Raw genomic sequence first — 26,486 nt, forward strand, 5'->3', positions numbered from 1 at the left:
CCTGAGGGCAGCTAAGGAAGTTATTGAGTGTCAAATCAATTAAATACAATGGATATCAAAGAGATCCTGAAGTTTTTACCTCACAGGTATCCGTTTTTATTGATCGATAGAGTCCTGGACTTTACGCCAGGTGAAACACTGCATGCGATCAAAAATGTCACCATCAATGAGCCGTTTTTCCAAGGCCATTTCCCTGTAGCGCCCGTTATGCCAGGTGTCTTGATCCTTGAAGCTATGGCCCAAGCAACCGGTCTGTTAGCGTTTAAAACCATGAGCGACGTGCCTTCTAACGATACCTTGTACTATTTCGCCGGTATCGACAACGCTCGTTTTAAGCGTGTGGTCGAGCCAGGTGACCAACTTCATTTCGAAGTTAAAATGATCAAAGAACGCCGCGGGATTGGCGTATTTACAGGTGAAGCTAAGGTCGATGGTGAACTAGTTTGTTCAGCAGAGATCATGTGTGCCCGCAGAGAGATAGCCAAGTGATTGATAAGTTAGCATTTGTACACCCAGATGCCAAAATCGGTAACAATGTTACCATCGGCCCTTGGACCTACATTGGCCCAGATGTAGAGATCGGTGACGATTGTCATCTGAGTTCCCATGTGGTGGTAAAAGGCCCAACGGTTATCGGTAAGGGTAACCGAATTTTTCAGTTCGCCTCAGTGGGAGAGGATTGTCAGGATAAGAAATATGCTGGCGAGCCGACCCGACTCATTATCGGCGACAACAATGTGATCCGTGAGTCTGTTACCATTCACCGTGGTACTGTGCAGGATAACAGCGAGACCCGTATCGGCTCCAACAACCTATTTATGGCCTATGTGCATATCGCTCACGACTGTGTGGTGGGTAATAATGTGATTATGGCCAATAATGCCTCTATCGCCGGCCACGTACACGTGGGTGATTGGGCGATTTTGGGTGGCATGACAGGTGTGCATCAGTTTGTACATATCGGTGCCCATGCCTTTACTGCTGGTTGCTCACTCGTCCTGCAAGATGTGCCGCCTTTCGTGATGGCATCGGGTCAACCTGCTATACCTCGTGGCCTGAACAGTGAAGGCCTCAAGCGCCGTGGTTTTTCTAAAGAGAGCCAACTGGCCGTGCGCCGTGCATACAAGACCTTGTATCGTAAGGGCTTGACGGTTGAAGAAGCGGTTGCCGCTCTGGGAGAAGATGCCCAGGATGAGCAGGTTAAGTTACTGATGGACTTTGTGGTCAACTCGAACCGAGGCATTATTCGTTAATCGGTCGCGTTAATCGGTATTAGTTATCGAAGAAAAGCTCGTGTTCACGGGCTTTTTTATTTTCAGTAATACCAATCACAGTAAGTGATTAGAAATAGCGCAGGAAAAACGCTTGAGAACAAAGCAGGATTTTTTAGATAAGTAGTTATTCTACAATTAAAAATACTAATGCCGTTATCGAGCATTTTAACAAGCAAGAATGATCCGTTATTTATTACGATTGGTATAAGCAAGTAACAGAAGATGAATCAGAGCAATCAAAAAGTCTTTGCCATGGTGGCGGGTGAGCTATCAGGCGATATTCTCGGTGCAGGCCTGATTAAGGCGCTGAAACAGCAATACCCGGATGCACGTTTTGTTGGCATTGGTGGCCCGCAAATGGACGCTTTGGGGTTTGAGTCCCTGTTTTCTTTCGAAGAGCTTGCAGTAATGGGGCTGGTTGAGGTGTTGTCACGCCTGCCGCGCCTGCTTAAGGTAAGAAAAACCCTCATTGAAGAGATCACCACCTTAAAGCCTGACTGCTTTATTGGAATCGATGCGCCTGACTTTAATATCGGTTTGGAGCTGAAACTCAAGGCTCAGGGGATCAAGACGGTTCATTATGTCAGCCCTTCTGTTTGGGCCTGGCGTCCTAAGCGGATCTTCAAGATAGCCAAGGCGACCAACATGGTGTTGTCTCTGCTGCCGTTCGAGAAAGCCTTCTACGATGAACATAATGTGCCCTGTACCTTTGTTGGCCACACCCTGGCGGACGATATTCCGCTACAAAGTGATAAGCTCGCTGCCCGAGAAGTGCTGGGGTTAGATGCTCATGCCGAGTATCTCGCGATTTTACCTGGCTCGCGTGGCGGTGAACTTAAGCAGTTGGCTGAACCTTTTGTGCAGGCGGCGGTAAAATTAAGGCAAAAGTATCCTGACCTTAAGTTTGTGACTCCGCTGGTAAATGCCAAGCGCCGCGCTCAGTTTGAGCAGGCCCTTAAGGCCCACGCACCGGATCTCGACATTCATTTGGTGGAAGGCCAATCACGCACAGTGATGGCGGCTGCCGATGCAATTTTGCTGGCCTCGGGCACGGCGACATTGGAGGCCATGTTAGTCAAACGCCCCATGGTGGTGGCCTACCGCGTATCGCCAATAACCTACCGTATCGCCAAAGGAATGATGCAGATCGAGCATTATTCTCTGCCCAACTTGTTGGCTGGCAAAGAGATCATTCCTGAACTGATTCAGGCTGATTGCACTGCCGATAAGATAGCCGATGCCGTTGCCAAGCAGCTAGATGGCGATCATAAGCCGCTGATAGATACCTTTACCGCGCTGCATCATCAACTCAGATGTGATGCCAGCCAACGGGCCGCTCAGGCGGTTGTTACACTCGTTGAGGCAAAATAGATGGCTATATATAAAGATATTACCCAGGCGCAGATCGACGAGCTGTGCTGCGGATTTTATGCCGGCGTCGACGAGGTGGGCCGTGGTCCCTTAGTCGGTGATGTGGTGACGGCCGCCGTGGTGCTGGACCCCAATAAACCGATAGCCGGGCTTAACGACTCAAAAAAGCTGTCTGAGAAGAAGCGCGATGCCCTCTATGAGGCGATCTTGGCCAATGCGCTTGATGTCAGTGTCGGGCGCTGCTCACCACAGGAAATCGATGAACTCAACATATTACACGCCACCATGTTGGCGATGCAGCGCGCCGTGGCCGGCTTACGTGCCAGGCCCGATAGGGTGCTCATCGACGGTAACCGTGTGCCAGCATTTGAAGATGTGAGCCTTGAGGGACACGCAGTGATCAAGGGTGACGGCTTAATCCCGGCCATCAGCGCCGCCTCAATCGTCGCTAAAGTCGTGCGTGACCGAGAGATGGAAGTCCTGGATAAACGCTATCCAGAATATGGCTTTGCTCAGCATAAGGGTTATCCCACCAAGGCTCATTTCGAGGCGCTTGAGGCCCATGGGGTATTGCCCGAACACCGTAAGAGTTTCCGCCCCGTCAAGGAGCGTTTAGACGCTTGTTAAATGGCGAAGTGCCCTCGGCCCGCGACTGGTGCCTGGGGCGCGACTCTGTTACTCTTTCAAGGCGATAACCTGCCGATAAAAAAAGAAATTAGCTAACTATGTCAGAACCTCGTTTCGTGCATCTGCGCGTCCACAGTGATTTTTCCATGTCTGATGGCCTTGCCAAGGTCAAGCCTATTCTCGCCAAGGCGACCGAATATGAGATGGCGGCGCTGGCGCTGACCGACAATACCAACCTGTGTGGTTTGGTTAAGTTCTATAGCGGCTGTCATGGTGCGGGGATCAAGCCCATCGTGGGTTGTGATTTCGCTATGCTGGTGCCGGGGTTTGACGATGAATTTTGCTCGCTGACCGTGCTGGCGATGAACAATCAGGGCTATAAGAATCTCACCCTGTTGATCAGTGATGCCTATCTGCGTGGTCATGTTAAAGATAGGGCGGCGATCGACCAGGCCTGGCTTGAAAAATACAGCGAGGGACTGATCTTACTCTCGGGCGCCAAAGATGGCGATGTGGGTAAGGCGCTGCTTAAGGGAAACCGTGGCCAGGTCGAGTCCCTGGTGGATTTCTATCAAACCCATTTCCCAAACCGATACTACCTTGAGCTGATCCGTACAGGTCGCCCTGATGAAGAGCGTTACCTGCATATGGCGGTCGAGCTGGCGGGGCAGAAAGACTTGCCTGTAGTCGCCACTAACCAGGTGGTGTTTATGCAACCCGAGCAGTTTGAGGCCCATGAGATCCGTGTGGCCATCTCAGACGGCTTTACTCTTGCGGATCCTAGGCGACCTCGACGTTACAGTGAACAGCAATATTTCCGCAGCCAAGATGAGATGTGTGAGCTGTTTGACGATATTCCCGAGGCGCTGCAAAACAGTGTGGAGATCGCCAAGCGTTGTAACGTCACCGTGAGGCTAGGGGAGTACTTCCTGCCTAATTTCCCCACAGGCGATCTCTCCATCGAAGACTTTCTGGTCGAGGTGTCCAAGAAGGGCCTCGAGGAGCGTCTGGAGTTCCTGTTTCCCGATGAGACGGAGCGCGCCGAGAAACGCGGCGAATATGACGAGCGTCTCGATGTCGAGCTCACCGTGATTAACAACATGGGCTTCCCCGGCTACTTCCTTATCGTAATGGAGTTCATCCAGTGGGGTAAGGACAACGGTATTCCTATCGGGCCGGGGCGTGGTTCGGGGGCGGGGTCCTTGGTGGCCTATGCGCTGAAGATCACCGACCTGGATCCGTTGGAATTCGATTTGCTGTTCGAACGTTTCCTTAACCCCGAGCGTGTTTCCATGCCCGACTTCGATGTCGATTTCTGCATGGACAGGCGAGACGAGGTGATTGACCACGTAGCCGAACTCTATGGCCGCGACGCCGTATCACAGATCATCACCTTCGGTACCATGGCGGCTAAGGCCGTGGTGCGCGACGTGGGCCGTGTGCTTGGCCATCCTTATGGTTTTGTCGACCGCATCTCTAAGATGATCCCCGCCGAGCCGGGCATGACTCTGGCTAAGGCCTTCGAGGCCGAGCCAGCGCTGCCCGAGGCCTACGATGCCGACGAAGAGGTGAAAGATCTCATCGACATGTGCCGGGTGCTCGAAGGGGTAACCCGTAACGCCGGTAAGCACGCGGGAGGCGTGGTGATCGCGCCGACCGTGATCACCGACTTTGCGCCGCTCTATTGTGATGCCGAGGGGCACAACCCGGTCACCCAGTTCGATAAAAACGATGTGGAAACCGCAGGTCTGGTGAAGTTCGACTTCCTGGGGCTGCGTACCCTGACCATCATTGACTGGGCGCTGCAGATGATCAATCCGTATCTGGCGAAACAAGGTAAAGAGCCGGTGCGCATTGAGGCGATCGCCTTGGATGACCCGGCGTCTTTCCGCCTGTTGCAGCGCTATGAAACCACCGCAGTGTTCCAGCTGGAATCCCGCGGTATGAAAGATCTGATTAAGCGTCTGCAACCTGACTGCTTCGAAGATATGATCGCTCTGGTGGCCCTGTTCCGTCCGGGGCCCTTGCAATCGGGCATGGTAGATAACTTCATCGAACGTAAGCACGGCCGTGAAGAGGTCTCTTACCCCGATATTCAGTGGCAGCACGATAGCCTTAAGCCTATCCTAGAGCCGACCTACGGCATCATTCTCTATCAGGAGCAGGTGATGCAGATCGCCCAGGTGCTCTCTGGCTATACGCTGGGCGGCGCGGATATGTTGCGTCGAGCCATGGGTAAGAAGAAACCCGAGGAGATGGCCAAGCAGCGTAGCATCTTCAAAGAGGGCGCGGAAAAGAACGGCATCGACGGCGAGCTGGCGATGAAGATCTTCGACTTGGTGGAAAAATTTGCCGGTTACGGTTTCAACAAGTCGCACTCGGCCGCCTACGCCTTGGTTTCCTATCAGACCCTTTGGCTCAAGACCCATTACCCGGCGCAGTTTATGGCGGCGGTGATGTCTGCCGATATGGATAACACTGACAAGATTGTTACCCTGGTCGACGAGTGTGAGCGCATGGGGCTACCGCTGCTGCCGCCTGATGTGAATAAGGGCTTGTTCCGTTTTACCGTGGATGACGACCTTAATATCGTCTACGGCATTGGCGCCATCAAGGGCGTGGGTGAAGGCCCGGTAGAGTCGATTCTCAAGGCCCGTGAAGATGGTCCATTTGTGGATCTGTTTGATTTCTGTGCCCGGGTGGATCTGAAAAAGCTTAACCGCCGGGTGATTGAAAAGCTGATCTGCGCCGGCGCGCTGGATAACCTGGGGCCGCATCGCGCGTCCATGATGGCGACCTTGCCTGAGGCGATCCGGGCGGCCGACCAACATGCCAAGGCTGAGGCGATCGGCCAGCACGATATGTTTGGCCTGCTCAACAGCGAGCCAGAAGATAGCAAGCAGCAATTTGTTCAGTGTACCCCTTGGCCCGATAAGATCTGGCTCGAAGGGGAGCGGGAAACCTTAGGTCTATACCTGACAGGTCACCCGATCAATCAGTACCTGAAAGAGCTTAAACATTACACCTCAGGCAGGCTTAAGGATGTCCATCCTACCGAGCGCGGCAAGACCACTAAGGCGGCAGGCCTGGTGGTGGCGACGCGTGTGATGATGACCAAGCGTGGCTCTAAGATGGGGTTAGTGACTCTGGATGATAAGAGTGCGCGCCTCGAGGTGATGCTGTTTACCGAGGCCTTTGAGAAATTTGGCGAGCTGCTGGAGAAGGACAGAATATTAATCGTCGAAGGCGAAGTGAGTTTCGACGATTTCTCCGGCGGCAATCGCATGACGGCGCGTAACATTATCGACATGGGTGAGGCTCGCAGCCATTTTGCCCACGCGGTTGAGGTGGATCTGGACGGCGCCAGTGTGACTCCTGAGTGGCTCAGTCAGTTCCAGGCGGCCGTAGAACCTTGGAAAGCGGGCAGTGTGCCCGTGGTGATTAATTATGCCCAGCCGACGGCGAAGGCGCAGTTCAGGCTTGGGGATGAGTGGCGAGTGAACCCCACGGATGAGCTGATGTTGGCGCTTGAGACGTTGACCGGCTCAGATAAGGTCAGGATCCTCTTCTAAATGGCTATCGACAGCTTCTGCCCGTTTGATGCACTAAGCAAACTGGTTACCCAGATAGCGCCGCCGGCTGGCACTAAGTTAGTGCTGGCTTACAGTGGCGGCGTCGACTCTGAGGTGCTTGCCTATGGGCTGAGCCAATTGAGCAAGGTAAATAGCGAGCTCAGTTATCAGCTGGTGCATGTGCACCATGGCCTGAGTGATAATGCTGATGGCTGGCAGTCACACTGTGAGCGGCGCGCCCGTGAATATGGGCTGCCAATTGCGGTGAAACGTGTCACTGTGGCGCGCGGCGCGCGTATTAGCCTGGAGGCAGCGGCGCGGGACGCCAGATATGCGGCGCTTAGGGAGGAGCTTAACCCAGGTGACATCCTGCTGACCGCTCATCATCAGGACGATCAGCTCGAAACCTTGCTGCTGGCGCTTAAACGTGGGTTAGGGCCCAAAGGCTTAGCGGCCATGGGAGAGGTGCAAGCCTTTAGCCCGGATAACCTAATGCTCAGACCCTTGCTTGGGGTTGCTCGCGCACAAATTGAAGCTTTCGCTAAGGCGGCAGGAGTGACCCATATTCAGGATGAGAGTAATCTCGACAGTCGTTTCGATCGCAACTTCCTGCGCCTTGAGGTGCTGCCGACATTGACTGCTCGCTGGCCCGCTTTTGCCGCGACAGCCAGCCGCAGTGCCCAGCTTTGCGCCGAGCAACAGGCGTTGATTGACGAGGAGGTGAGCCTTCGCTTACCTGCCATGCTGGTAAGCGTGCCCCATGCTGAGTATCAGGTGTTAGATCTTAAAGCCCTGGCCAATGAGCGAGCGTTATGGCGACCTCATCTGCTGCGAGGTTTTATCGAGTATCGGGGCTTTGCCTTGCCCTCGGCGGCGCAGCTTGGCGAGATCCTTAATCAATTGCTGGCGGCGAAGAACGATGCCCAGGTGGCGATCCGCATTAAGTCGATGCAGCTGAGACGCTTTCAGCATCATCTCTATCTGGATCCTGTCGTGCTTGAACCTAGAGTCGGGAGAAGGCTTACTGGTGTTGGCCCTCATCCCGATACGCCCGAGTTAAGCTGGCCAATCGATAGCCGATTGCAGCTGCGGGCGACCTGGGCTGAGACCGGGTCCAGGTTAACCCTTGATGAATCTTTGCCTTTACGGCTGGCGTTTGGCGCACCTGGCGGGCTGCGCTGTCATCCGCATTCGCGGGACAAGGGAAGAGAGCTAAAGAAACTGTGGCAGGAGTTTGCCGTGCCGCCATGGGAGCGTAGTCGCGTGCCGCTGATCTTCGCAGGCGATAAGTTGGTGGCCGCTGTGGGTTATTGGGTCGAAAAGAGTTATCTGGCCGGTGAAGGTGAAGGGGGCTGGCAGTTCACGCTTGCGTGTTCAACCGGGTCTATTGCTAACCCTTGATTCTGAGACTCAATCTCAGGCCTCAATCTCAGGCCTTAAGCTCTAGCCTTAAAGCAGGGGGCTTTCTCTCGAAGTAGAAGCCCTCTAGGCTGGCAGCTTCAGAGCACAATCTTCAGTGCAGCGTCTTTGGCGTATAACCTTCAGTGTATAGTCTTCAGTGTATAGTCTTCAGCGCTGAGCGGGCTATCTTTATGAGGCTTGATCGATACGGTAGCAACGACGCCCGGCTGCCTTAGCGTGATAAAGCGCCCCGTCGGCCCGCAAGTAAAGCGCCTCTGCATCCTTGTCTCCATGCCACTGAGCGACCCCAAGGCTGCACTGAACCTGAAATTTGTTTAGCAGGTTATCCTGAGCCATTAGGGCGAGGATACGTTCACACAAGATACTTGCCGCGGCGGCATCCCCCTCGACGATAAGCGTAAATTCATCTCCGCCGATGCGAAATGCCTGATCGCTATCTCTGATCGCTTGATTCAGGGTTTTGCCGAATTGACACAGCACTTCATCGCCTACCAGATGGCCATACTTATCATTCAGACTCTTGAAGTTGTCTAAATCCAGCACCACTAGTGTGATCGCATCATCATGGCGCAGTGCTCGGGCCATAACCTGCTTGAGGCTCTGTTCATAGTAGCGACGGTTACCCAGCTGAGTGAGCGAGTCGTGCATCGCCTGTTTCGCCATCTGTTGGTAGGCGATGGCATTGACCAGAGGGCTTAGCAGCAGAGATTGCAGCTGATACAGCAGCTCTGTCTGGGGCTTGACCAGAGGCGCCGACAGACGATAAGTGATCATCGCGTTCAAACCATCATGGCTAAGGTTTTGTTTTATTAGTAGACCTTGCTCAGTGCCCCAGCTTAGCTGATACTCTTTATAGACAAGGCTGACACCTTGAACTGGCAAGTATTGTCCCATGAGTTTGCCGTAGCAGGCAAAAACCGTCCGTGGATCTAGGCTCTCATGCAACTGTTGCATAACAGACACCAGATTAGGGACACTGGCTGAATTGTGATGGTGATCTGGCTGATAGCGATATTCGTCAAACGAAAATTCTGTCGCTAAGGCAAAGTCCATAATCTTTACTCCACAATGTAACGGACCTGAGATAATGTTTATAAAGCAAAAAACGTGCCTAATACTAAATGATGACTTTGTCTTTATTAGTCATTAAGTTAGTCTGTAAGAGGTGAGTTCTTTCGTGGTGACAGTATTTTGACTTCGGTGAAAACTTGACGCTTTGAACTCATGCTCTGCGGCGATATAGGGGAATCCGACCTGGTACTTGGGTCGGTAGCAGATAATGGAGCGTTAATGGAACACGGCATACTGGTTAAGATCCTCTTGATGTTAATGATGGCTATCGTCGCGATTGCCCTCTTTAGACGTGCTGGGTTGCCGGCGATCTTGGCTTATTTGATCACAGGCGTGATCAGTGGTCCTTCCCTATTCAATTGGTTTACTCAGCAGCAGATCCACTCGGTAGCAGAGCTGGGGGTCGTACTTTTGATGTTCTCCCTCGGTCTGGAATTTTCTCTGCCCAGGCTATGGGCCATGCGCCGCACCGTATTTGGATTAGGCTCTGCCCAGATGACGGTTACCGTCGTTTTAACCATGTGTATTAGCATGTTATTCGGGCTTAATCTTAGCGAATCTATCGTGGTCGGCTCGGCCATCGCACTGTCATCCACAGCCATTGTACTGAAACTCCTTAACGAGCGTGGCTGGCTCAGGCGTCGCCATGGTGAGTTGTCAGTCAGTGTGCTCTTGTTTCAGGATCTCGCGGTTGTGCCTTTGCTGATCCTTATGCCATTGCTGGCCTCCGATGGTGAGGTGTTAAGCTGGCAAGAGATCGTTCTGGCCATGGGGGAAGGGGTTCTGGCCTTTATCGCCTTGATGGCTGTGGGTAAGTGGGCGCTTCCTAAGGTGTTTGATGAAGTGGCACGCTCGCGCTCCAATGAGCTGTTTGTGCTGTCGACCTTAGTGGTCGCTTTAGTCACCGGGGCATTAACTCAGTGGCTGGGACTTTCTATGGCATTGGGCGCCTTTATTGCCGGTATGCTGCTGGGTGAGAGCCAATACAAGCGTCAGCTAGAGGCTGACATTCGTCCCTTCAGAGATCTCTTGATGGGACTGTTTTTTATCTCTATCGGCATGTTGCTCGACTTTAGCCTGGTATTAGCCTTCTGGTGGCAGGTGCTGCTCTTGGTCGTGGCGGTGATCATCACCAAGGCACTGATCGTTTTCGGTCTGTTGAGGGCGGCCAAGGAGTCGTTTCGTACCTCGGTGGCGACCGCCATTAGTCTGGCTCAGGTGGGGGAATTTAGCTTTGTCGTGTTGGCGCTGGCGGTTAACTACCAGCTGTTGGAGATCACTGTCAGCACTAAGCTGGTGATGGTGGCGGTACTCTCTATGGCGGTGGCACCTTGGTTGGTGCGTCATAGCGTGGAGATCGCCAGACGTCTGCATGGGGCGAGATCGGCGCCGCTGGCCGATGGCGACACGATACCGCCGATGGAACAGAGCAGCGAGCTGGTGTTGATCTTAGGCTATGGCCGGGTGGGGCAAACCATTGCCCGTTTTATGAAGAGTGAGGCGATCCCCTATCTGGTGCTCGACAGAGACCCGACAAGGGTGACCGAAGCGCGCCGGGCTGGTGAACCTGTCTATTTTGGCGATGTGGCCAAACGGGCGATTCTTAAGCAGGCGCAGATAAAGCAGGCCAAGCTGATTGTGCTCACTTTTACCAGCAGTCATGTGCTCGATGAAGTGTTACCCCTGTGTCGTCAGCTGGCACCAGAGGCCAAGATCTTGGTCAGAACCCGTGATGACGAAGGCATGGAGGCGCTGGAGGAAGCTGGCGCCAGCCAGGTGATACCTGAAACCCTAGAGGGCAGTCTGATGCTGGTCTCTCAGGTACTCTATCAATGCGGCGTCCCCCTGACCCGAATTCTTAAGCGCCTGGAACATGAGCGCCGTAATCACTATCAATATCTGCACGGTTTCTTCTCCGGCGAGGACACAGATTTTACCCTAGAGCTACTGCATGCTGTCGCGCTACCCAAAGGGGCACAGGTGGTGGGTCAGCCGTTATCGGCGATTCCCTGGGAGCGACTTAGGGTAGAGCTGAGGGCGGTGCGCCGCAATGGCGCCGAGGTGGAAAGCCCTGAGCTGGATTGGCTAATTCGCCCCGGTGATATTCTGATCATTCTGGGTAAACCAAGGCGTATTGAGAAGGCCGAGCACTATCTGTTACAGGGCTAAACAGTTGTTATGCGGATGGTAAGACGTTATAGCTTGCTGATTTTGATCTCGCCCTTGCTGTTAGCACAGGCGCTGTGGGTCAAATGGCGAACCCCAAAATTGCCCGAGCCTTCTGGCCCAAGACGCGGTGAACTTGGCGAAGGGCCAAAGTTACGCCTGTTGATTTTGGGAGATTCGGCCGCCGCAGGTGTTGGAGTCATGACTCAGCAGCAGGCGCTGGCGGGACAAGTTGCTACACGTTTGAGCTGTCATTATCGTCTCCATTGGCAGCTTGAAGCCAAATCAGGCATGACTACGGCGCAAACCCTGGCGGTGCTTGAGCGTAGTCAGTTAGAGGTCGACTGGGTGTTAATTTCACTTGGGGTGAACGATCTGCTGTCGCCTTTAGGCGTCAAACGCTGGGTATTTAATACAGAAACATTGGTAGAAACCCTGCTGCAAGCCTCTCCCAATGCCAAGATCTTACTGACGCCCTTGCCTCCACTAGGGCACTTTCCCAGGTTTCGTCAGCCGTTAGCCGGCATGCTGCGTCGCCGTGAGGCGCTCTTTAATCAGGCATTAAGGGACTTTTGCCGTCAGCATAGGGCCTGTGAACTGCTCGCCTTGCAGCTGCCATTGACCTCAGATGCCTTGGCCAGCGACGGTTTCCACCCCAGCGCCATGAGTTATCAAGTTTGGGCTGAGGCCGCCTGTGACCAAATCTTAGCGCTACATCCCCGCAGCTAATCGATATTGAAGAAAGCTTTTATCTCATCTATTTGGCACATGGCATCTTGATAACCCAAGTTAATCAGCGCGCTACAGTAGGGTTGCTCAAACAACAGATAGGAGACGATACTCGAGTCCGATTGTTGATTGATGCCGATTAACCTCAGCAGCAGTTTGACCGCCATCGGCATCTCATGATAGTGCTGAGCGGCGATGAGGCTGAGATCTTCGCTGGGTTTTATCACTAAGGTGTTTATGGTCTTGAGCGACGCCTCATGTTTACGCTCCTTGGGGATCAGGTTGAGGGTGCTATTGATCCGCTGCAGGCGTTCCAGATCGCTATTTAAGGTGTCGGAGAAGATGGTATCGAGCAGGTGACCTGCGATAGTAGCCGTCTTAGGATGATGCTCAAACTCTTTGTGGACCTGCTTATGGGGGCTCTCTAAATTGATCACCATGATCTTCTCTGCGCCCAAATGAATAGGGCTGCTTAAGGGAGCCAACTGGTGCACCGAACCATCGCCATAATAGCCGCGATTAAGCTTGATAGAGGGAAACACCAAAGGGATAGCGGCACTGGCCAGCAGATGTTCGGTATTGAGATGCGTGCGCTGGCCACCTCGCCGGGCACGCTTCCACTCATCTATCTCCTTGGCTGCCTGAAAGAAGCTCACCGAACGTGAAGAGTTATAACAGGAGGTATCGACGCTCAGGGCATGCAGGGCGCCGCTGGCAATATTGCGATCGATTCGTTCAAAGTTTATCAGGTTATTGAGCAGCTCACGTAGCGGGTCGTTGTTGAACAGGCTGCCGGCATCGGTATTAATCTTTGCATCTTGGAGTCCCATCAATGCCATTTGCGCTAAATGAGAAAAGACGCCGCCGAAAGAGGAGCGGTAGACCTTGTGGGTGTTAAAGTGGCGCCAGACCCATTCGAGTTTGCGTACGCCGAGATGGAAACAGGAGGCGTGAGTCGCGATAGAGGTGCCATTGATGGCGCCAGCAGAAGTGCCGCAGATGATTTTGAAAGGGACGCCATGATTGCGGGGATAGAACTGAACTATCGCCTTGAGAACCCCTATCTGGTAAGCGGCGCGTGCGCCGCCGCCCCCTAACACCAATGCTGTTTTATCTGGCAAATGCGTTTCCCCTGTGTCCCAAAACTACCTGAGGCGAGCTCTATCGGGTTTATGCACCTTTATCTATTCGTACCTGTTTCGTGGGTAGCGTCCAAGACAGTGCTTCTTATTGATTAGAATATGTGAGCCCAGAATCTTGTTCAAGAGGCCTATATGTCTGAACTTTTGCTCTGCTTTTGTGCGCCATTTTAGTCAAATAAGGTGAAATAGGCGGCGTTAACCTCTTCTCTAGCATAAATAATACGGTGGCAATCTAGATAATAAGTCTATATTGACCTGGGCTCAGATATCGGCTTTTCACCGCGATATATCTCTATCTACTTGTAATGTAAATGTTAACTGACAAAACTGCACAGATACAATGATTTTGGGTCGGTTTGATAATCTTTAAGGTTCGCGTAGACTGAGGCTGAGTACATATGAGGGATCAAAAATGTTACAGCCACTAAAAATAATAATAGCTGATGATCATCCACTGTTTAGGCAAGCACTCGTTAATACCTTAACCACTCAATTCGATCAGCTGATGCTGTTTGAAGCGGAAACGGTAACGGCCCTGGATGAGATTTTACAGCAGCATCAGGATGCAGACCTGCTTTTATTGGATCTGAATATACCCAATGCTCATGGATTTAATACCTTAGTTAATATTCGCAACACCTATCCCCATATCGGGATTGTGGTGATCTCCGGCCAGGAAGATAAAGTCACCGTGGGCAAGGCGATGTCCTTTGGCGCGGCCGGCTTTATTCCTAAATCCTCCTCGGTCGAGCAGATGGTCAAGGCGATTAATGCTGTCATGGCTGGTCGGCAATGGACACCGCCGGGCTGTGACGATCTCAGCGCCATCACCTTAGACAGCGTGAGCAGTAAGATTGCCAGCCTGTCACCCCGTCAGCACAAGATCTTGATGATGTTTGCCGATGGCCTGCTCAATAAGCAGATCGCCTATGAGTTGGGTTTGTCAGAGGCCACCATCAAGGCCCACGCCAGTGCCATCTTCCTTAAACTTGGTGTTCATACCCGTACCCAGGCGGTGATCGCCATGAGTCAGCTCTATCTGGAAAAGACACCGCTAACCACAGAGGTGGAAGAAGCCTAGCTTTCGAGAGGAATGAAAACGCCCCGCAGTGGTTTAAGTCCGCTGCGGGGCGTTTGCTTTTAATCGCTCAGGGGATCCACCAGGCTATAATGGGGATTAGCTTGGGCCGAGTAGTTGTTATGCAGGCTATTGGCCAGGGTGGCGCTCATCACGGCGCGCAGGGCGATAGGCTTGATGATCTTACGCAGATAACCATAGCCCAGGGCCTTGGTGCGCTGCACCACCTCTTCGTCAATCGTAGCTGTGATCAGAATGGCCGGAATAGGGCGGCTGGATAGGGCTTGCAGCTCACCCATAAGGTCCAGGCCATTGAGGTTATTATCCAGCTGATAGTCCATCAATACGATATCGATTTTACTGGCGAACTGGTTAACACAGGCCTTGGCTTGCTGCGCCGAAGAAGCTGTATGCACCTGACACTTCCAGCCTTTTAATAACTCCTCCATGCCAGCCAGCACATTGGGGTCGTCATCGACACACAGCACCCTGACGCCATTGAGGGTGAGAATATCGGGCTGGGTTGCTTGTTCATCCTGCGGTTGAGGTTTCACTGCAGCCAGGCTCAGGCTAAAGATACTTCCCTGATTGACTTTCGATGACAGGGTGAGTCTGTGTTGCATCAACTCGGCGAGTCCCTGAGCGATATTAAGCCCCAGACCCAGACCATTAACCCCTTCATGTCCCGAGTGCTGTAGGCGGGTAAATTGCTCGAAGATCACCGCCTGCTTGTCATCAGGAATACCTGGGCCATCGTCCACCACTTGAATGGCCACAGTGTCACCGTGACGGCGACACCCCAGCAGAATGCGTCCGCCACCGGCGTAGCGAAAAGCGTTGCTGATCAGGTTCTGTAAGATACGTCTGAGCAGCACCTTGTCGCTGCGTACCCAGAGCTTGGTCTTGATGCACTTAAACTCGGCCTGTGTGGTGCTGGCCATGGCGCTAAACTCCTCCATCAGCGAATCCAGTACCTCTTGCAGGGCAAATTCGGTGATCTCGGGCACCACAGTGCCCCCTTCGATACGCGACACTTCATTGAGATCCAGCAGCAACTCGTTGGCCACCTGTAGGGCGTTGTCGATATAGCCTATCTGCTGCTTCTGTTTGTTTGACAGCTGCCCGCCCTGTACGAACGCAGAGGAGAACAACCGCGCCGCCGACAGGGGCTGCAGCAGATCATGGCTACAGGCCTTGAGGTATTGGCTCTTCTTCTGATGCGCCTGCTCTACTTTTTGTAGCGCTTCGGCCAGTTCGGCGTTAGATTTGGCCAGCTGTAGATTCGCCTGTTCTAAGCGCTTGGTGCGCTCAAATACCCTGGCTTCTAAGTCTAAGTTTTTCTCCTTTAGCAGCTTTTCCGCTTCGCGGTACATGCTGATGTCGGAGAAGATCATCACAAACCCTCCACCTGGAATAGGGTTACCCTGGATGCGTATTGTCTTGCCATCGGGCTGGATTCGCTCTGTGCTGTGGCGGCTGCCCTGGCGCAGGAAGTTGAGGCGCCGCTCAATCTGCTCATCCAAGTTAGGCACATAGCCCTTGCCAAATTTGAGGTTGTACTCAATGAGCTGCCTCACCGGGCAGCCGATATAGACAAGATCATCGGGATAATTAAACAGGCTCAGATACTGCTGGTTCCAGGCCACCAGATTAAGATCTTTATCGATAACCGAGATCCCTTCACTGGCGTTTTCGATGGCGCTGTGCAGCACGCTGCGGCTAAATTCCTTACGGTGACTGGAGGCTTCTTCTACCAGTTGTGCCACATCTTCGATAGCGATATCACGCCCATGCAGGGCGCAAGAAAGCACTAAACGCGCCGAAGCCGAGCCCATGACGCTGGCGAGCATATTTTCGGTGAAGAAGATCAGCGCTTGGTTATGGGCATTTTTATCTAAAATGGGCTGGGGCTGACAGGATAAAAAGGAGTAAAACCCCTGAGCCGCCTTGTCTTTGCCCACAAAGCGAGCCACCAGAAGTTCGAGTTCTGTTGGGTTCACATGCTTAGGTACGTCTGGCAGTGCCTTGTCCAGCTCAGGACGTTCGATAAAGTGACCTATCTGCATCTGCTCATGTACGCTCTGGCGGGTAAAGGAGGAGACCAACCAGATGGCCGTGACGTTGACAAACAGCCCCATCAGGGTGGATAGGGTGGTCATCGAATACTCACTACCGGCAAAGGGATGGCCGTAGAGCCCAAGTTGTGGCAGCAGGTTGAGCACCAGCCATAGGGCGAAGCCACTGGTGATCCCCACCAAGACACCGATCAGCGTGACCCGACGCCACAAAAAGGCGGCAAACAGGGCGGGACCGATTTGGGCTATGGCGCCAAAAGCCACCTCGCCAAGGGAGGCCAGGGTGTCGGGCGGGGCGATGAGAAACATGCCATAGCTCATAAAGATCACTAACAATACCAATGCTTTACGGATATTTAGCAAGTGCGAGCGAAACTTATGGAAGTCGTTGCTCTGGATATTGTTGATCTTAAAAAGGGTCGGGAAAACAATCTCGTTACTGAGCATGGTACTTAGGGCGATGGTTGAGATGATCACCATGGAGCTGGCGGCCGAGATGGCGCCAAGAAAGCTAAACAGCCCCAGCCAGATATCGCCGCTGAATACTGGCAGAAACAGCACATAGGCATCGGCTTCCAGCGAGTCACCATAGAGAATGTTGCCCGCTTGCCCGAGTGGGGTAGCGAAGAAGGCAAACACCAGCACATACAGGGGAAAGGTCCAGCGACTCCAGAGCATATGTTTCTGCGATTTTAGCTCGACGATCATCACCTGAAACTGTCTTGGCAGACAAAGAAACGCTGACATCACAATGATCAACAGGCCAAACAGCGAGATTAAATTGGGGTAAGTAAACTCATTTTCCATGGGATTGATCGCTGTCGCCTGACGCCAGATATCCATGGGGGAGTCGAATAGAAAGAAGGAGACAAAGATCCCTATGGTGAGGTAGGCGATAAGTTTCACTAAGGACTCGAAGGCGATGGCCAGCATCATGCCCGGATGGCGCTCGGTTACATCGATAGCCCGTACCCCAAACACTATGGTGAAACCAGCGAGGATCAGGCTCACCACTAAGCCTAATTGCCAGGAGGAGAGCAGGTGGTCTTGGCGCAAGATCTCATAGGAGTTCACTATCGCCTTTTGCTGCAGCGCGATATAGGGCAGGGTGCCAAACAGGGCAACGAAGGTGACCACTACGGCCAAGAGGGGCGACTTACCAAAACGGGCCGCCAACAGATCGGCGATGGAGGTGATATTGAGCTTAAGGCAGACACGGATCACCCGTTGAATAAAGGGCCAGGCAAAGATAAACAGCAGAATGGGCGCAATATATACGGGCAAATAGGAAAAGGAGTTATGGGCGGCCTGACCGGCGGTGCCGAGAAAGCCCCAGGAGGTACAGTAGACGCCTAGGGAGAGAGAGTAGATGATGGTGTGCTGTCCGGAGAACCACTTGCCACGGTACTTATCACCCAGAAATGCCATGATAAACAGCAGGCCGATATAGCTGATGCTGATGGCAACCAATAGCCAATTTGGGAACATCTATTACTTTTCCTATATTTTCAGGAGTTTATGTAAGCCATCCCGGCCGACTCCTTTTATTTTGTTATTCAAGTCAACATACCACAGTTAGCGCCAAAGTCGGCATTTCCCACCATCGACTTAAGTATTAGTGCTGACGGCTTAAGCCTCAGGTCTTGCGCCTTTTGGTCTACTACCGCTGCATTACTACCTATTCCCAATTGAGGCCAAGCGGGCATTTCTCCATCTTGGAGGCAACCACAAAAGGGGATAATCAAGATGATATCAACAATAAAAAAACTCACACTCGCAACTTCACTCGGCCTGATGGCCAGTTCTGCCATGGCCGGCTACGACTTTAATGTTGGTGACGATGGCAAGCTGTCCTTTGGCGGCTACCTTAAGGTGGACGCTCGCTATGTTAACGGCGATGTTGCCTATCGTGACTTCTGGATTGGTACGGGGGTGCCGCGCGAAGAGAGCGCGTCACAGTTCCGTATCTTCGCCAACGAATCTCGCTTCAATACCAAGTATGTTCATGGCGATGTGATGGGCTTCATCGAGATGGATTTTCTCGGTGGCGGTGGCAATCAGGTGGTGTCGAATTCGGCTAATCCGCGTCTGCGTCACGCCTTTATCAAGTACAAAGATCTTACCGTGGGTCAAACCTGGACCACCTTTATGAACACCAGCGCTATCCCTGAAACCGCTGATTTTGCTGGCGCTACCGTAGGTCTGGCTTTCGTGCGTCAGGGACAGATACGTTACGACATTGGCGGCTTCCAGGTCTCTATCGAGAACCCTGAGAGTCACGGCGGCGATACCGACAATGACGATCTGCCAGATGTGGTGGCCCGTTATAACTTCAAGGGTGATTGGGGTAACGTTTCTATCTCGGCCCTGGGCCGCAATCTCAATACCTTGGGTGGCAACAGTGAAACCGCCATCGGTGGTTCGATAGCCGGTCGCATCAACACCTTTGGTAAAGACGATCTGCGCTTCCAGTTCCACCAAGGTGAAGTGGGCCGCTACGTAGGTTTGGGCGTGACCAAAGATCTTATCGGTGAAGAGGTGGAAACCAGCACCTCTTACCTTGCAGCTTACCGCCACTACTGGACAGATACCCTGCGCAGTACCTTCCTCTATGGCCGCATCGAAACTGACGAGTCAGATGCCGACCGCAGCCAGTGGAGCGTCAACCTGTTCCAGAACCTGACCCCAGCATTGGCGGTGGGGATCGAAGTGGGTAACTTCGCCCTGGATGACCAGAACGTCGATTCCAACTACGCACAGTTCTCAATGCGATATGCCTTGTAAGTGCTCTTAGGGGAGGCTCTCTCCCCATTTTTTTTCCGTTTCATTTCGCCAGGGGCCATGCCCTTGGCTGCCACCGCCGAGACACCCAGGCATTGCCGTTTAAAGGAGTAGGGTTGTGAAAGATACCATTTTAAGTGTGGATCAGATCTCGCTGGCATTTGGTGGGGTAAAGGCCCTGACCGATGTGAGTTTCGAGGTCGAACGAGGCGCCGTGTTCTCGATTATCGGTCCCAACGGGGCGGGCAAGACCTCAATGCTTAACAGCATCTCGGGTCGCTACCGTCCTCAGAAGGGAACCATCCATTTCGATAACCAAGATGTGACCCATCTTAGACCCAATGCCCGCGCCGATCTCGGCATAGGGCGTACCTTTCAAAACCTGGCGCTGTTTGGCCACATGTCGGTGCTGGATAACATTATGGTGGGTCGTCATCACTTGATGAAGAACAACTGGCTTACCGGCCCCCTGTACTGGGCCTCGCCGGCACAAAAAGAGGAGTTGGCTCACCGCCGTCAGGTGGAGGAGATCATCGACTTTCTCGACATCTCCCATGTGCGTAAATCCATTGCAGGCACCCTCTCTTATGGTCTGCGCAAAAGGGTAGAGCTGGCGCGTGCCATGGCGCTTAACCCCAAACTCATCCTGCTCGATGAGCCGATGGCGGGGATGAACCTGGAGGAGAAAGAGGATATGGCCCGCTATATCCTGGATCTCAACGAAGAGTTTGGCATTACCGTGGTGATGATTGAACACGACATGGGGGTGGTGATGGATATCTCCCATGAGGTGATGGTGCTCGATTTTGGTAAGAAATTGATCTCAGGCCTGCCCGAAGCGGTGATGGCTAACGAGCACGTGAGACAGGCCTATCTAGGCCTTGAAGATGACGAGCAATTACAAGAGGTTGGCTAATGACACAGGTAAATAATGCGTCGACGGCGCGGGCCTTCGACATGGGCGATCTCGATACCTTTCCCAAGATCTTACGCCACAATGCGGCCAATTGGGGTAAAGAGGTGGCCATGCGCGAGAAGGAGTTCGGCATCTGGACCGAATTCAGCTGGCAAGATTATCACAACCGGGTGAAGTGGATGGCGCTGGCCTTCGATCACCTGGGCATCAAAGCAGAGAGCACCATAGCCCTGCTCGGCGAGAACCGTCCCGAGTGGGTCTGGGGCGAGGTGGCCGCCCATGCGCTGGCCTGCTTCTCACTGGGGATCTATCAAGATTCGCTTCACGAAGAGGTGGCTTATTTGCTTAACCGCAGTGAGGCTCAGGTGATTGTCGCCGAAGATGAGGAGCAGTGCGATAAGCTGCTGGAGCTGGGCGACAGCATCCCCTCGGTGAAATATATCGTCTACTGCGACCCACGTGGTATGCGCAAGTATGACGACCCACGTCTCATCAGTGTCGAGGAGATATATCGCCTCGGCCAGGAAGTGGATAACACCCAGCCGCGCCACTACGACAACCTGGTCGATGCGGGCAAGGCGGAGAACATCGCCATCTACTGCACCACCTCGGGCACCACTTCTAAGCCCAAGATTGTCTTGCTGCAGGGCAGCAAGTTTATCGACCACTGCTGCTCTTACCTCAGGGCCGATCCGCGTGCGCCGGGCGACAACTATGTCTCCGTGCTGCCGCTACCCTGGATCATGGAGCAGGTCTACGCCGTGGGCCAGGCGCTCATCGCCCGTCAGATCGTGAATTTCGTTGAAGAGCAGGAAACCATGATGGCGGATCTGCGCGAGATAGGCCCAAGCTTCGTCTTGTTAGCGCCTAGAGTGTGGGAAGGGATCCTCGCCGATGTGAAGGCGCGCATGATGGACTCGACCCCGCTCAAGCAAAAATTGTTCGACTTTGCCATGAAGCGCGCCGAGCAGCGACTTGCCAATGGCGGGCGTTCCAAGCTTGCCGACATCCTGCTGATGAAGGCGCTGCGCGACCGCTTAGGTTTTTCCTTCTTAAAATCGGCGGCCACCGGCGGCGCGGCTATGGGGCCTGATACCTTTAAGTTCTTCCAGGCGATCGGCGTGCCGCTGCGTCAACTTTACGGTCAAACCGAGATGTGCGGCGCCTACACCATACATGAAGAGCATGATGTGGATTACGACACTGTGGGGGTGGCCTTCGATACCGCCGAGCTTAAGGTGATCAACACCGACAGCGAAGGGGTGGGTGAGGTGATTGCCAAGACGGTAGGCATGTTCAACGGCTATCTGGGCGATCAGGCCGCTTATGACGAAGACGTCAAAGATGGCTGGATGCACACGGGAGATGCCGGTTACTTCAAGCCATCGGGCCATCTGGTGGTGATCGATCGTATCAAAGACTTAGCCAAGACCAGTCAGGGCATTCAGTACTCGCCGCAATATATCGAGAACAAGCTGAAGTTCTCCTCCTTTATCGGTGAGGCAGTGATCTTAGGTAAGGGTAAGCCGTATTTGTCGGCCATCCTCTGTATCCGATTCAGCATCGTCTCCAAGTGGGCCGAGCAGCAGGGACTGGCCTTTACCAACTACACCAATCTGTCGAGTCTGCCCGAGGTCTATGAGCAGCTACAGGCCGAGGTGGAGCGAGTCAATGAGACCCTGCCTGATGCGCAGAAGATCAACAAGTTCATCTTGCTTTACAAGGAGCTGGACGCCGATGACGGCGAGCTGACCCGTACCCGTAAGGTAAGGCGTGGGGTGATTGCCGACAAGTATGGCGAGATCATCGAAGCCATCTATGACGATCAGTCCCATGTGGATATCGACACAGTGATCACCTTCCAGGATGGCACTAAGTCGCGCATCAAAACCCAAGTTAAGGTGGCGACAGTGATCGCGCCAAGCCAGCCCATCGAGGGCGAGGCGAGTCAAAGGAGAGCATCATGAATTTTGAACTCTTAATTCAACTTATCATCAACGGCCTGATCGTCGGCCTCTTGTATGGTGTGGTGGGCATGTGTTTCGTGCTGGTGTACAAGTCGACCCAGATCGTTAACTTTGCCCAAGGGGAGTTTCTGCTGGTGGGGGCCTGGGTCTGCTGGGCGTTTCTGACCTATTTCCAGCTGCCGTTTTTCATCGGCTTTATTCTGACCCTCTGCTTTATGGCAGTGTTCGGTATCTTGCTGCAGATGATAGTGCTGCGCCCCATGATAGGTGAGCCCATTATCTCGGTGATCATGGTGACGATTGGCTTGTCTATCTTCTTCCAGTCGCTGACCAAGTGGATCTTTGGCGTCTCGCCCCAGAGCTACCCTCAGGTGTTCGATACTCAGTCCATCGCCATCTTCGGTCTGAACATAGAGCTGGCCTATCTGATGAGTACTGTGATCGCGATACTCATCATGGCGGCCTTCTTCATCTTCTTTAAATACTCCAAGCATGGTCTGGCGATGCGCGCCACCGCGTTTGACCAGCAGGTGGCACAAAGCCTGGGGATCTCGGTTAAACAGGTGTTTGCCATGAGCTGGGGCATCGCCGCCACAGTATCGGCGACGGCCGGTGTGGTGATCGGCATGGTTAATGGCGTGTCCGACTCCCTCTCGACCATAGGTATCAAGGTGTTCCCAGCGGTGATTCTGGGCGGACTGGACTCCATCATCGGTGCCATCGTTGGTGGTGTGGTGATTGGCGTGCTGGAAAACATCGCCGAGTTCTTTGACAGCCAGTGGCTGCATATCGGCAACATGTACGATATCGCGCCTTTCTATGTCTTGCTGGTGATCCTCTGGTTCAAGCCCTATGGCCTGTTCGGTACCCGTGATATCGAGCGAATTTAAGGAATACGGCAGATGACACACCTAATTGCGTTCGACCTTATTGCAGCTCAAGGAGTTTTTTATGTCTAGTTTAGCGATGCGCCCGTGCGGGGATTTTCGCACCAGCTATAAAGCTGACAACACGATTTTTGAAACCAAGACCATACGCCTGGTGACCTTTTTGGTGATCGCGCTGGCCTGCGCCGCGCCCCTGGTACTGGATGGTTATTTTCTGACCCTGTTTATTCAGATCTCATACTTAGGCATCGCTGCACTTGGACTGAATATCCTGGTGGGCTTTACCGGGCAGATATCCTTAGGTCACGGCGCCTTCTTTGGCTTTGGCGCCTTCGCCTCGGCCTGGCTTAATACCAGCTTTAATATCCCTGTGGTGTTTTGTATCCCCTTAGCGGGCTTTCTCACCATGGCGGTGGGCATGATGTTTGGTATGCCAGCGGCGCGTATTAAAGGGCTTTACTTAGCCATCGCCACCCTGGCGGCCCAGTTTATCATTCAGGACTTCTTCGGCCGCGCCGAGTGGTTCTCGGGTGGTTCCTCTGGGGCCATGGCGGCGCCGGTCAGCCTGTTTGGCTTCGATTTCGACACAGATAAGAGCTTCTACTTTATCGCTCTGTTTGCCCTGGTGTTTATGTATATCTGGGGTTGTAACCTGATGCGTAGCCGTGACGGCCGCGCCTTCGTGGCGGTGCGTGACCACTATCTGTCGGCCGAGATCATGGGGGTTAAGCTCAACAAGTATCGCCTCTTGTCCTTCGGCATCTCCTCTTTCTATGCCGGGATTGGCGGCGCCCTGTACGGCCACTACCTGGGATATGTCTCTGCCGAGGGCTTCACCATCTTAATGTCGATTCAGTTCCTGGCCATGGTGATCATCGGCGGTTTGGGCTCTATCAAGGGCACCCTGATGGGGGTGGTCTTTATGGTGCTGCTGCCCGAGGTGTTAGAGGGCATGGTGGGACTGATGAAGTACACCGACTTTGGCAATCTACCCATGGTGACCGACGGTCTGGCCTATATCAAAGAGATGGCTATCGGCCTAGTGATCATCTTGTTCCTCATCTTCGAACCTGAGGGGCTGGCCCACCGTTGGGGACAAATTAAGAACTACTGGAAGTGTTACCCATTCGCCTATTAAGTCGAGCACTGATAAGGGCGAGGACAAATAAATTTGATGTAAAACCGACACAGTTTGAATAGCAATGAGCGTTGATCCTGGCTGTAGCGCTGCCTTAACCGCATTCAATCTAAATGGATCATGTTGAAGGAAGATAACGATGACTAAAAAAATATTACTTAGCACCACGCTTGCTTGTTTCGCCTTTGCCTCGGGGGCTGCCCAGGCCGAGGATACGGTTTTTGTTGGCCATCTGGCCGATATGTCTGGCCCTACGGCCTTCGTGGGTAAGCCTTACGCCGACGGTGTGCGTGATGCGCTGGCCTATATCAATGCCAATGGCGGCATCGACGGCACTAAGCTGGAATATGAAACCATAGATTACGCCTACAAGGTGCCTCAGGCGATCGCCTCTTATAAGAAGTGGTTGTCGCGTAAAAACATGGTGGCTATGCAGGGATGGGGTACGGCGGATACCGAGGCACTGATCTCTTTCGCCGCCAAGGATAGGACGCCTATCTTCTCCGCCTCTTACTCGGGCCATCTGACCGACCCTCAGGGCAAGAACCCAAAGACCACTAAGCCTGCGCCTTATAACTTCTTCTATGGCGCCTCATACTCAGATGCCTGCCGTGGACTGGTGCAGTGGGCGGCCGAAGATTGGAAGACCAAGGGCGGCCAGGGCAAGCCTAAGTTTACCCATATTGGCGCTAACCATCCTTTCCCGAACGCGCCTAAAGAGGCCTGCGCCGAATACGCCACCGAGTTGGGTTTCGACGTACAACCTTCAGTGGTGATCTCCATGAAGCCGGGTGACTTTAAGGCCCAGTGTTTGAGCCTTAAGAGCTCGGGGACTAACTATGGCTATATCGGCAACCTGGGGGGCTCGGTGCAGTCGCTGATCAAATCCTGTGACACGGTCGGTACCGATATCCAGTTCATGTCTAACATCTGGGGCGGCGACAAGCTGGTGTTTAAGGCTGCCGGTGAAGGGGTGAAGAACTATATTTTTCCAACCATGACGCCCTTCTGGACCGATGATGTACCGGGTATGAAGCTGGTTCGCGAGATCTCTAAGATGTCTGATAGCTCGGGTCAAGAGGAGCGTCTGCACCACTATATTCGCGGCGTCTGCTCAACCTATTTCATGAAAGAGTCGATGGAGTGGGCCAAGGCCAACGGTGGCATTACAGGCGAGAACGTGAAGAAGGGCATGTATGTGCACAAAAACTGGGTGCCTAAGGGGCTAGAGGGCGTCTGCCTGGCTGCCACTTGGACACCAGAAGATCACCGTGGTATCAACCAGGTCAACATCTACAAGGGTAACTTTAACGATGGCGACATTAAGGTTGAGAAGGTTAATCAGGTGACCCTTGAGCGTCGGGTTGACTGGTTAGGCTATTAATCTCTTTTCCATCTGCCGGGTAAGCGAGTCTTGCCCGGCCCGCTTCTTGACCTTGGAGTTGTTATGACACAAGCAGTGCAGTTAAAGCCCGAGACACCACTTCTCTCGATCAACAATATCGAAGTGGTCTATGACGATGTGATCCAGGTGCTACGTGGCGTGAGTATCGATGTGCCACAGGGCGAAATCGTGACCTTGCTGGGGCCCAACGGTGCCGGTAAGTCCACCACCCTCAAGGCGATCTCTGGTTTACTTAAAACCGAAAACGGCGAGGTGTCTCGCGGTGACATTCACTTTATGGGGGAGCGTATCGATGTGAAAAACGCTGATGAGGTGGTGCGCTCTGGCCTGTTTCAGGTGATGGAGGGGCGCCGGATTATCGAAGATATGACGGTGATCGAAAACCTCAAGCTGGGGGCCTATACCCGCCGTGATGGTCAGGTGAACCAGGATATCGAGATGGTGTTCAACTACTTCCCGCGCCTCAAGGAGCGCACCGGGCTGGCGGGTTACCTGTCGGGCGGTGAGCAGCAGATGCTGGCCATCGGCCGCGCCCTGATGGCCAGGCCTAAGATGATCTGTCTCGATGAGCCCTCTATGGGGCTGTCGCCTCTGCTGGTGAAAGAGGTGTTTGGCATCATAGAGAAGATCAACCGCGAGCAGGGAATTACCATGTTGCTGGTGGAGCAGAACGCCAACTACGCCCTTAAGGCCGCCAACTATGGTTACATCATGGAGTCAGGCAAAATTGTGCTCGACGGCACCAAGGCGCAGCTGCTTAATAACGAAGATGTGAAGGAGTTCTATCTGGGGGGCGGTAACGAGACCCGTAAGAGCTTTAAGAACTTAAAGTCGTACAAACGCCGCAAGCGTTGGTTGTAGGGAG

19 protein-coding genes are annotated in these 26,486 nt (G+C 53.3%); 16 read left to right on the forward strand and 3 right to left on the reverse strand.

Annotated features, from left to right (window positions below; translation table 11 throughout):
* The first annotated feature begins 27 nt into the window (after window positions 1-27).
* The 6 genes from fabZ to tilS all read left to right on the forward strand — a co-directional run bounded on the left by fabZ (window position 28) and on the right by tilS (window position 8,245).
* Window positions 28-489 carry a 3-hydroxyacyl-ACP dehydratase FabZ gene (gene fabZ / locus NY07_RS01555; RefSeq protein WP_033537565.1) on the forward strand — a complete coding sequence of 154 codons (462 nt, stop codon included), beginning with the start codon at window positions 28-30 and terminating at the stop codon, window positions 487-489.
* Window positions 486-1,253 carry an acyl-ACP--UDP-N-acetylglucosamine O-acyltransferase gene (gene lpxA, locus NY07_RS01560; protein ID WP_033537566.1) on the forward strand — a complete coding sequence of 256 codons (768 nt, stop codon included), beginning with the start codon at window positions 486-488 and terminating at the stop codon, window positions 1,251-1,253. Before fabZ ends, lpxA begins: the two co-directional genes overlap by 4 nt.
* 243 nt (window positions 1,254-1,496) lie before the next feature.
* Window positions 1,497-2,645, forward strand: a complete 1,149-nt coding sequence (gene lpxB, locus NY07_RS01565; protein ID WP_033537567.1) for a lipid-A-disaccharide synthase — start codon at window positions 1,497-1,499, stop codon at window positions 2,643-2,645.
* Entirely contained in the window at window positions 2,646-3,272 is a 627-nt protein-coding gene (rnhB, locus tag NY07_RS01570; protein ID WP_033537568.1) for a ribonuclease HII, read from the forward strand.
* Between the two features lie 98 nt (window positions 3,273-3,370).
* Window positions 3,371-6,844 (forward strand): DNA polymerase III subunit alpha, encoded by a 3,474-nt coding sequence (dnaE, locus tag NY07_RS01575; protein WP_033537569.1) that lies wholly within the window; start codon window positions 3,371-3,373, stop codon window positions 6,842-6,844.
* Window positions 6,845-8,245, forward strand: coding sequence for a tRNA lysidine(34) synthetase TilS (gene tilS / locus NY07_RS01580; RefSeq protein WP_033537570.1), 1,401 nt, complete (start codon window positions 6,845-6,847; stop codon window positions 8,243-8,245).
* Between the two features lie 189 nt (window positions 8,246-8,434).
* Here the strand turns inward: tilS and dgcS are convergent, their stop codons facing one another.
* Complete coding sequence (gene dgcS / locus NY07_RS01585) at window positions 8,435-9,319, reverse strand: diguanylate cyclase DgcS (RefSeq protein ID WP_033537571.1); 885 nt, start codon at window positions 9,317-9,319, stop codon at window positions 8,435-8,437.
* A 237-nt stretch (window positions 9,320-9,556) separates the two neighbouring features.
* Here dgcS and NY07_RS01590 point away from each other — a divergent pair, with 237 nt between their 5' ends.
* Together NY07_RS01590 and NY07_RS01595 are read left to right on the forward strand one after the other, a co-directional pair.
* On the forward strand, window positions 9,557-11,506 hold the full coding sequence (locus NY07_RS01590; RefSeq protein WP_033537572.1) for a monovalent cation:proton antiporter family protein: 1,950 nt from the start codon (window positions 9,557-9,559) through the stop codon (window positions 11,504-11,506).
* A 9-nt stretch (window positions 11,507-11,515) separates the two neighbouring features.
* The gene (locus NY07_RS01595) at window positions 11,516-12,232 is read left to right on the forward strand and encodes an SGNH/GDSL hydrolase family protein (RefSeq protein ID WP_052125446.1); all 717 of its coding nucleotides are present in this window, start codon (window positions 11,516-11,518) and stop codon (window positions 12,230-12,232) included.
* Here the strand turns inward: NY07_RS01595 and NY07_RS01600 are convergent.
* Window positions 12,229-13,353, reverse strand: coding sequence for a patatin-like phospholipase family protein (locus NY07_RS01600; protein ID WP_033537573.1), 1,125 nt, complete (start codon window positions 13,351-13,353; stop codon window positions 12,229-12,231). The genes NY07_RS01595 and NY07_RS01600 overlap by 4 nt on opposite strands.
* Before the next feature lie 433 nt (window positions 13,354-13,786).
* On the opposite strand from NY07_RS01600, the gene NY07_RS01605 reads away from it, so the two are divergent.
* Window positions 13,787-14,455, forward strand: coding sequence for a response regulator transcription factor (locus tag NY07_RS01605; protein WP_033537574.1), 669 nt, complete (start codon window positions 13,787-13,789; stop codon window positions 14,453-14,455).
* Between the two features lie 59 nt (window positions 14,456-14,514).
* On the opposite strand, the gene NY07_RS01610 is transcribed toward NY07_RS01605, so the two are convergent.
* A complete protein-coding gene (locus NY07_RS01610) occupies window positions 14,515-18,015 on the reverse strand; it encodes a hybrid sensor histidine kinase/response regulator (RefSeq protein WP_033537575.1) in 3,501 nt (1,166 codons plus the stop codon).
* Between the two features lie 258 nt (window positions 18,016-18,273).
* Here NY07_RS01610 and NY07_RS01615 point away from each other — a divergent pair, with 258 nt between their 5' ends.
* The 7 genes from NY07_RS01615 (at window position 18,274) to NY07_RS01645 (ending at window position 26,482) form a co-directional block, all read left to right on the forward strand.
* A complete protein-coding gene (locus tag NY07_RS01615; protein ID WP_033537576.1) occupies window positions 18,274-19,311 on the forward strand; it encodes a DcaP family trimeric outer membrane transporter in 1,038 nt (345 codons plus the stop codon).
* 115 nt (window positions 19,312-19,426) lie between these two features.
* Window positions 19,427-20,224, forward strand: a complete 798-nt coding sequence (locus NY07_RS01620) for an ABC transporter ATP-binding protein (protein ID WP_033537577.1) — start codon at window positions 19,427-19,429, stop codon at window positions 20,222-20,224.
* On the forward strand, window positions 20,224-22,191 hold the full coding sequence (locus NY07_RS01625) for a long-chain fatty acid--CoA ligase (RefSeq protein ID WP_052125447.1): 1,968 nt from the start codon (window positions 20,224-20,226) through the stop codon (window positions 22,189-22,191). The genes NY07_RS01620 and NY07_RS01625 overlap by 1 nt, the downstream gene beginning before the upstream one ends.
* Window positions 22,188-23,081, forward strand: coding sequence for a branched-chain amino acid ABC transporter permease (locus NY07_RS01630; protein ID WP_033537578.1), 894 nt, complete (start codon window positions 22,188-22,190; stop codon window positions 23,079-23,081). Before NY07_RS01625 ends, NY07_RS01630 begins: the two co-directional genes overlap by 4 nt.
* Before the next feature lie 61 nt (window positions 23,082-23,142).
* Window positions 23,143-24,216 carry a branched-chain amino acid ABC transporter permease gene (locus NY07_RS01635; RefSeq protein ID WP_033537579.1) on the forward strand — a complete coding sequence of 358 codons (1,074 nt, stop codon included), beginning with the start codon at window positions 23,143-23,145 and terminating at the stop codon, window positions 24,214-24,216.
* A gap of 139 nt (window positions 24,217-24,355) precedes the next feature.
* A complete protein-coding gene (locus NY07_RS01640; RefSeq protein ID WP_033537580.1) occupies window positions 24,356-25,600 on the forward strand; it encodes an ABC transporter substrate-binding protein in 1,245 nt (414 codons plus the stop codon).
* Window positions 25,601-25,663: 63 nt separating this feature from the next.
* A complete protein-coding gene (locus tag NY07_RS01645; protein ID WP_033537581.1) occupies window positions 25,664-26,482 on the forward strand; it encodes an ABC transporter ATP-binding protein in 819 nt (272 codons plus the stop codon).
* The last annotated feature ends 4 nt before the right edge of the window (window positions 26,483-26,486 follow it).

The organism is Shewanella sp. ECSMB14101 (genome assembly GCF_000773485.1).
GTDB lineage: Bacteria > Pseudomonadota > Gammaproteobacteria > Enterobacterales > Shewanellaceae > Shewanella > Shewanella marisflavi.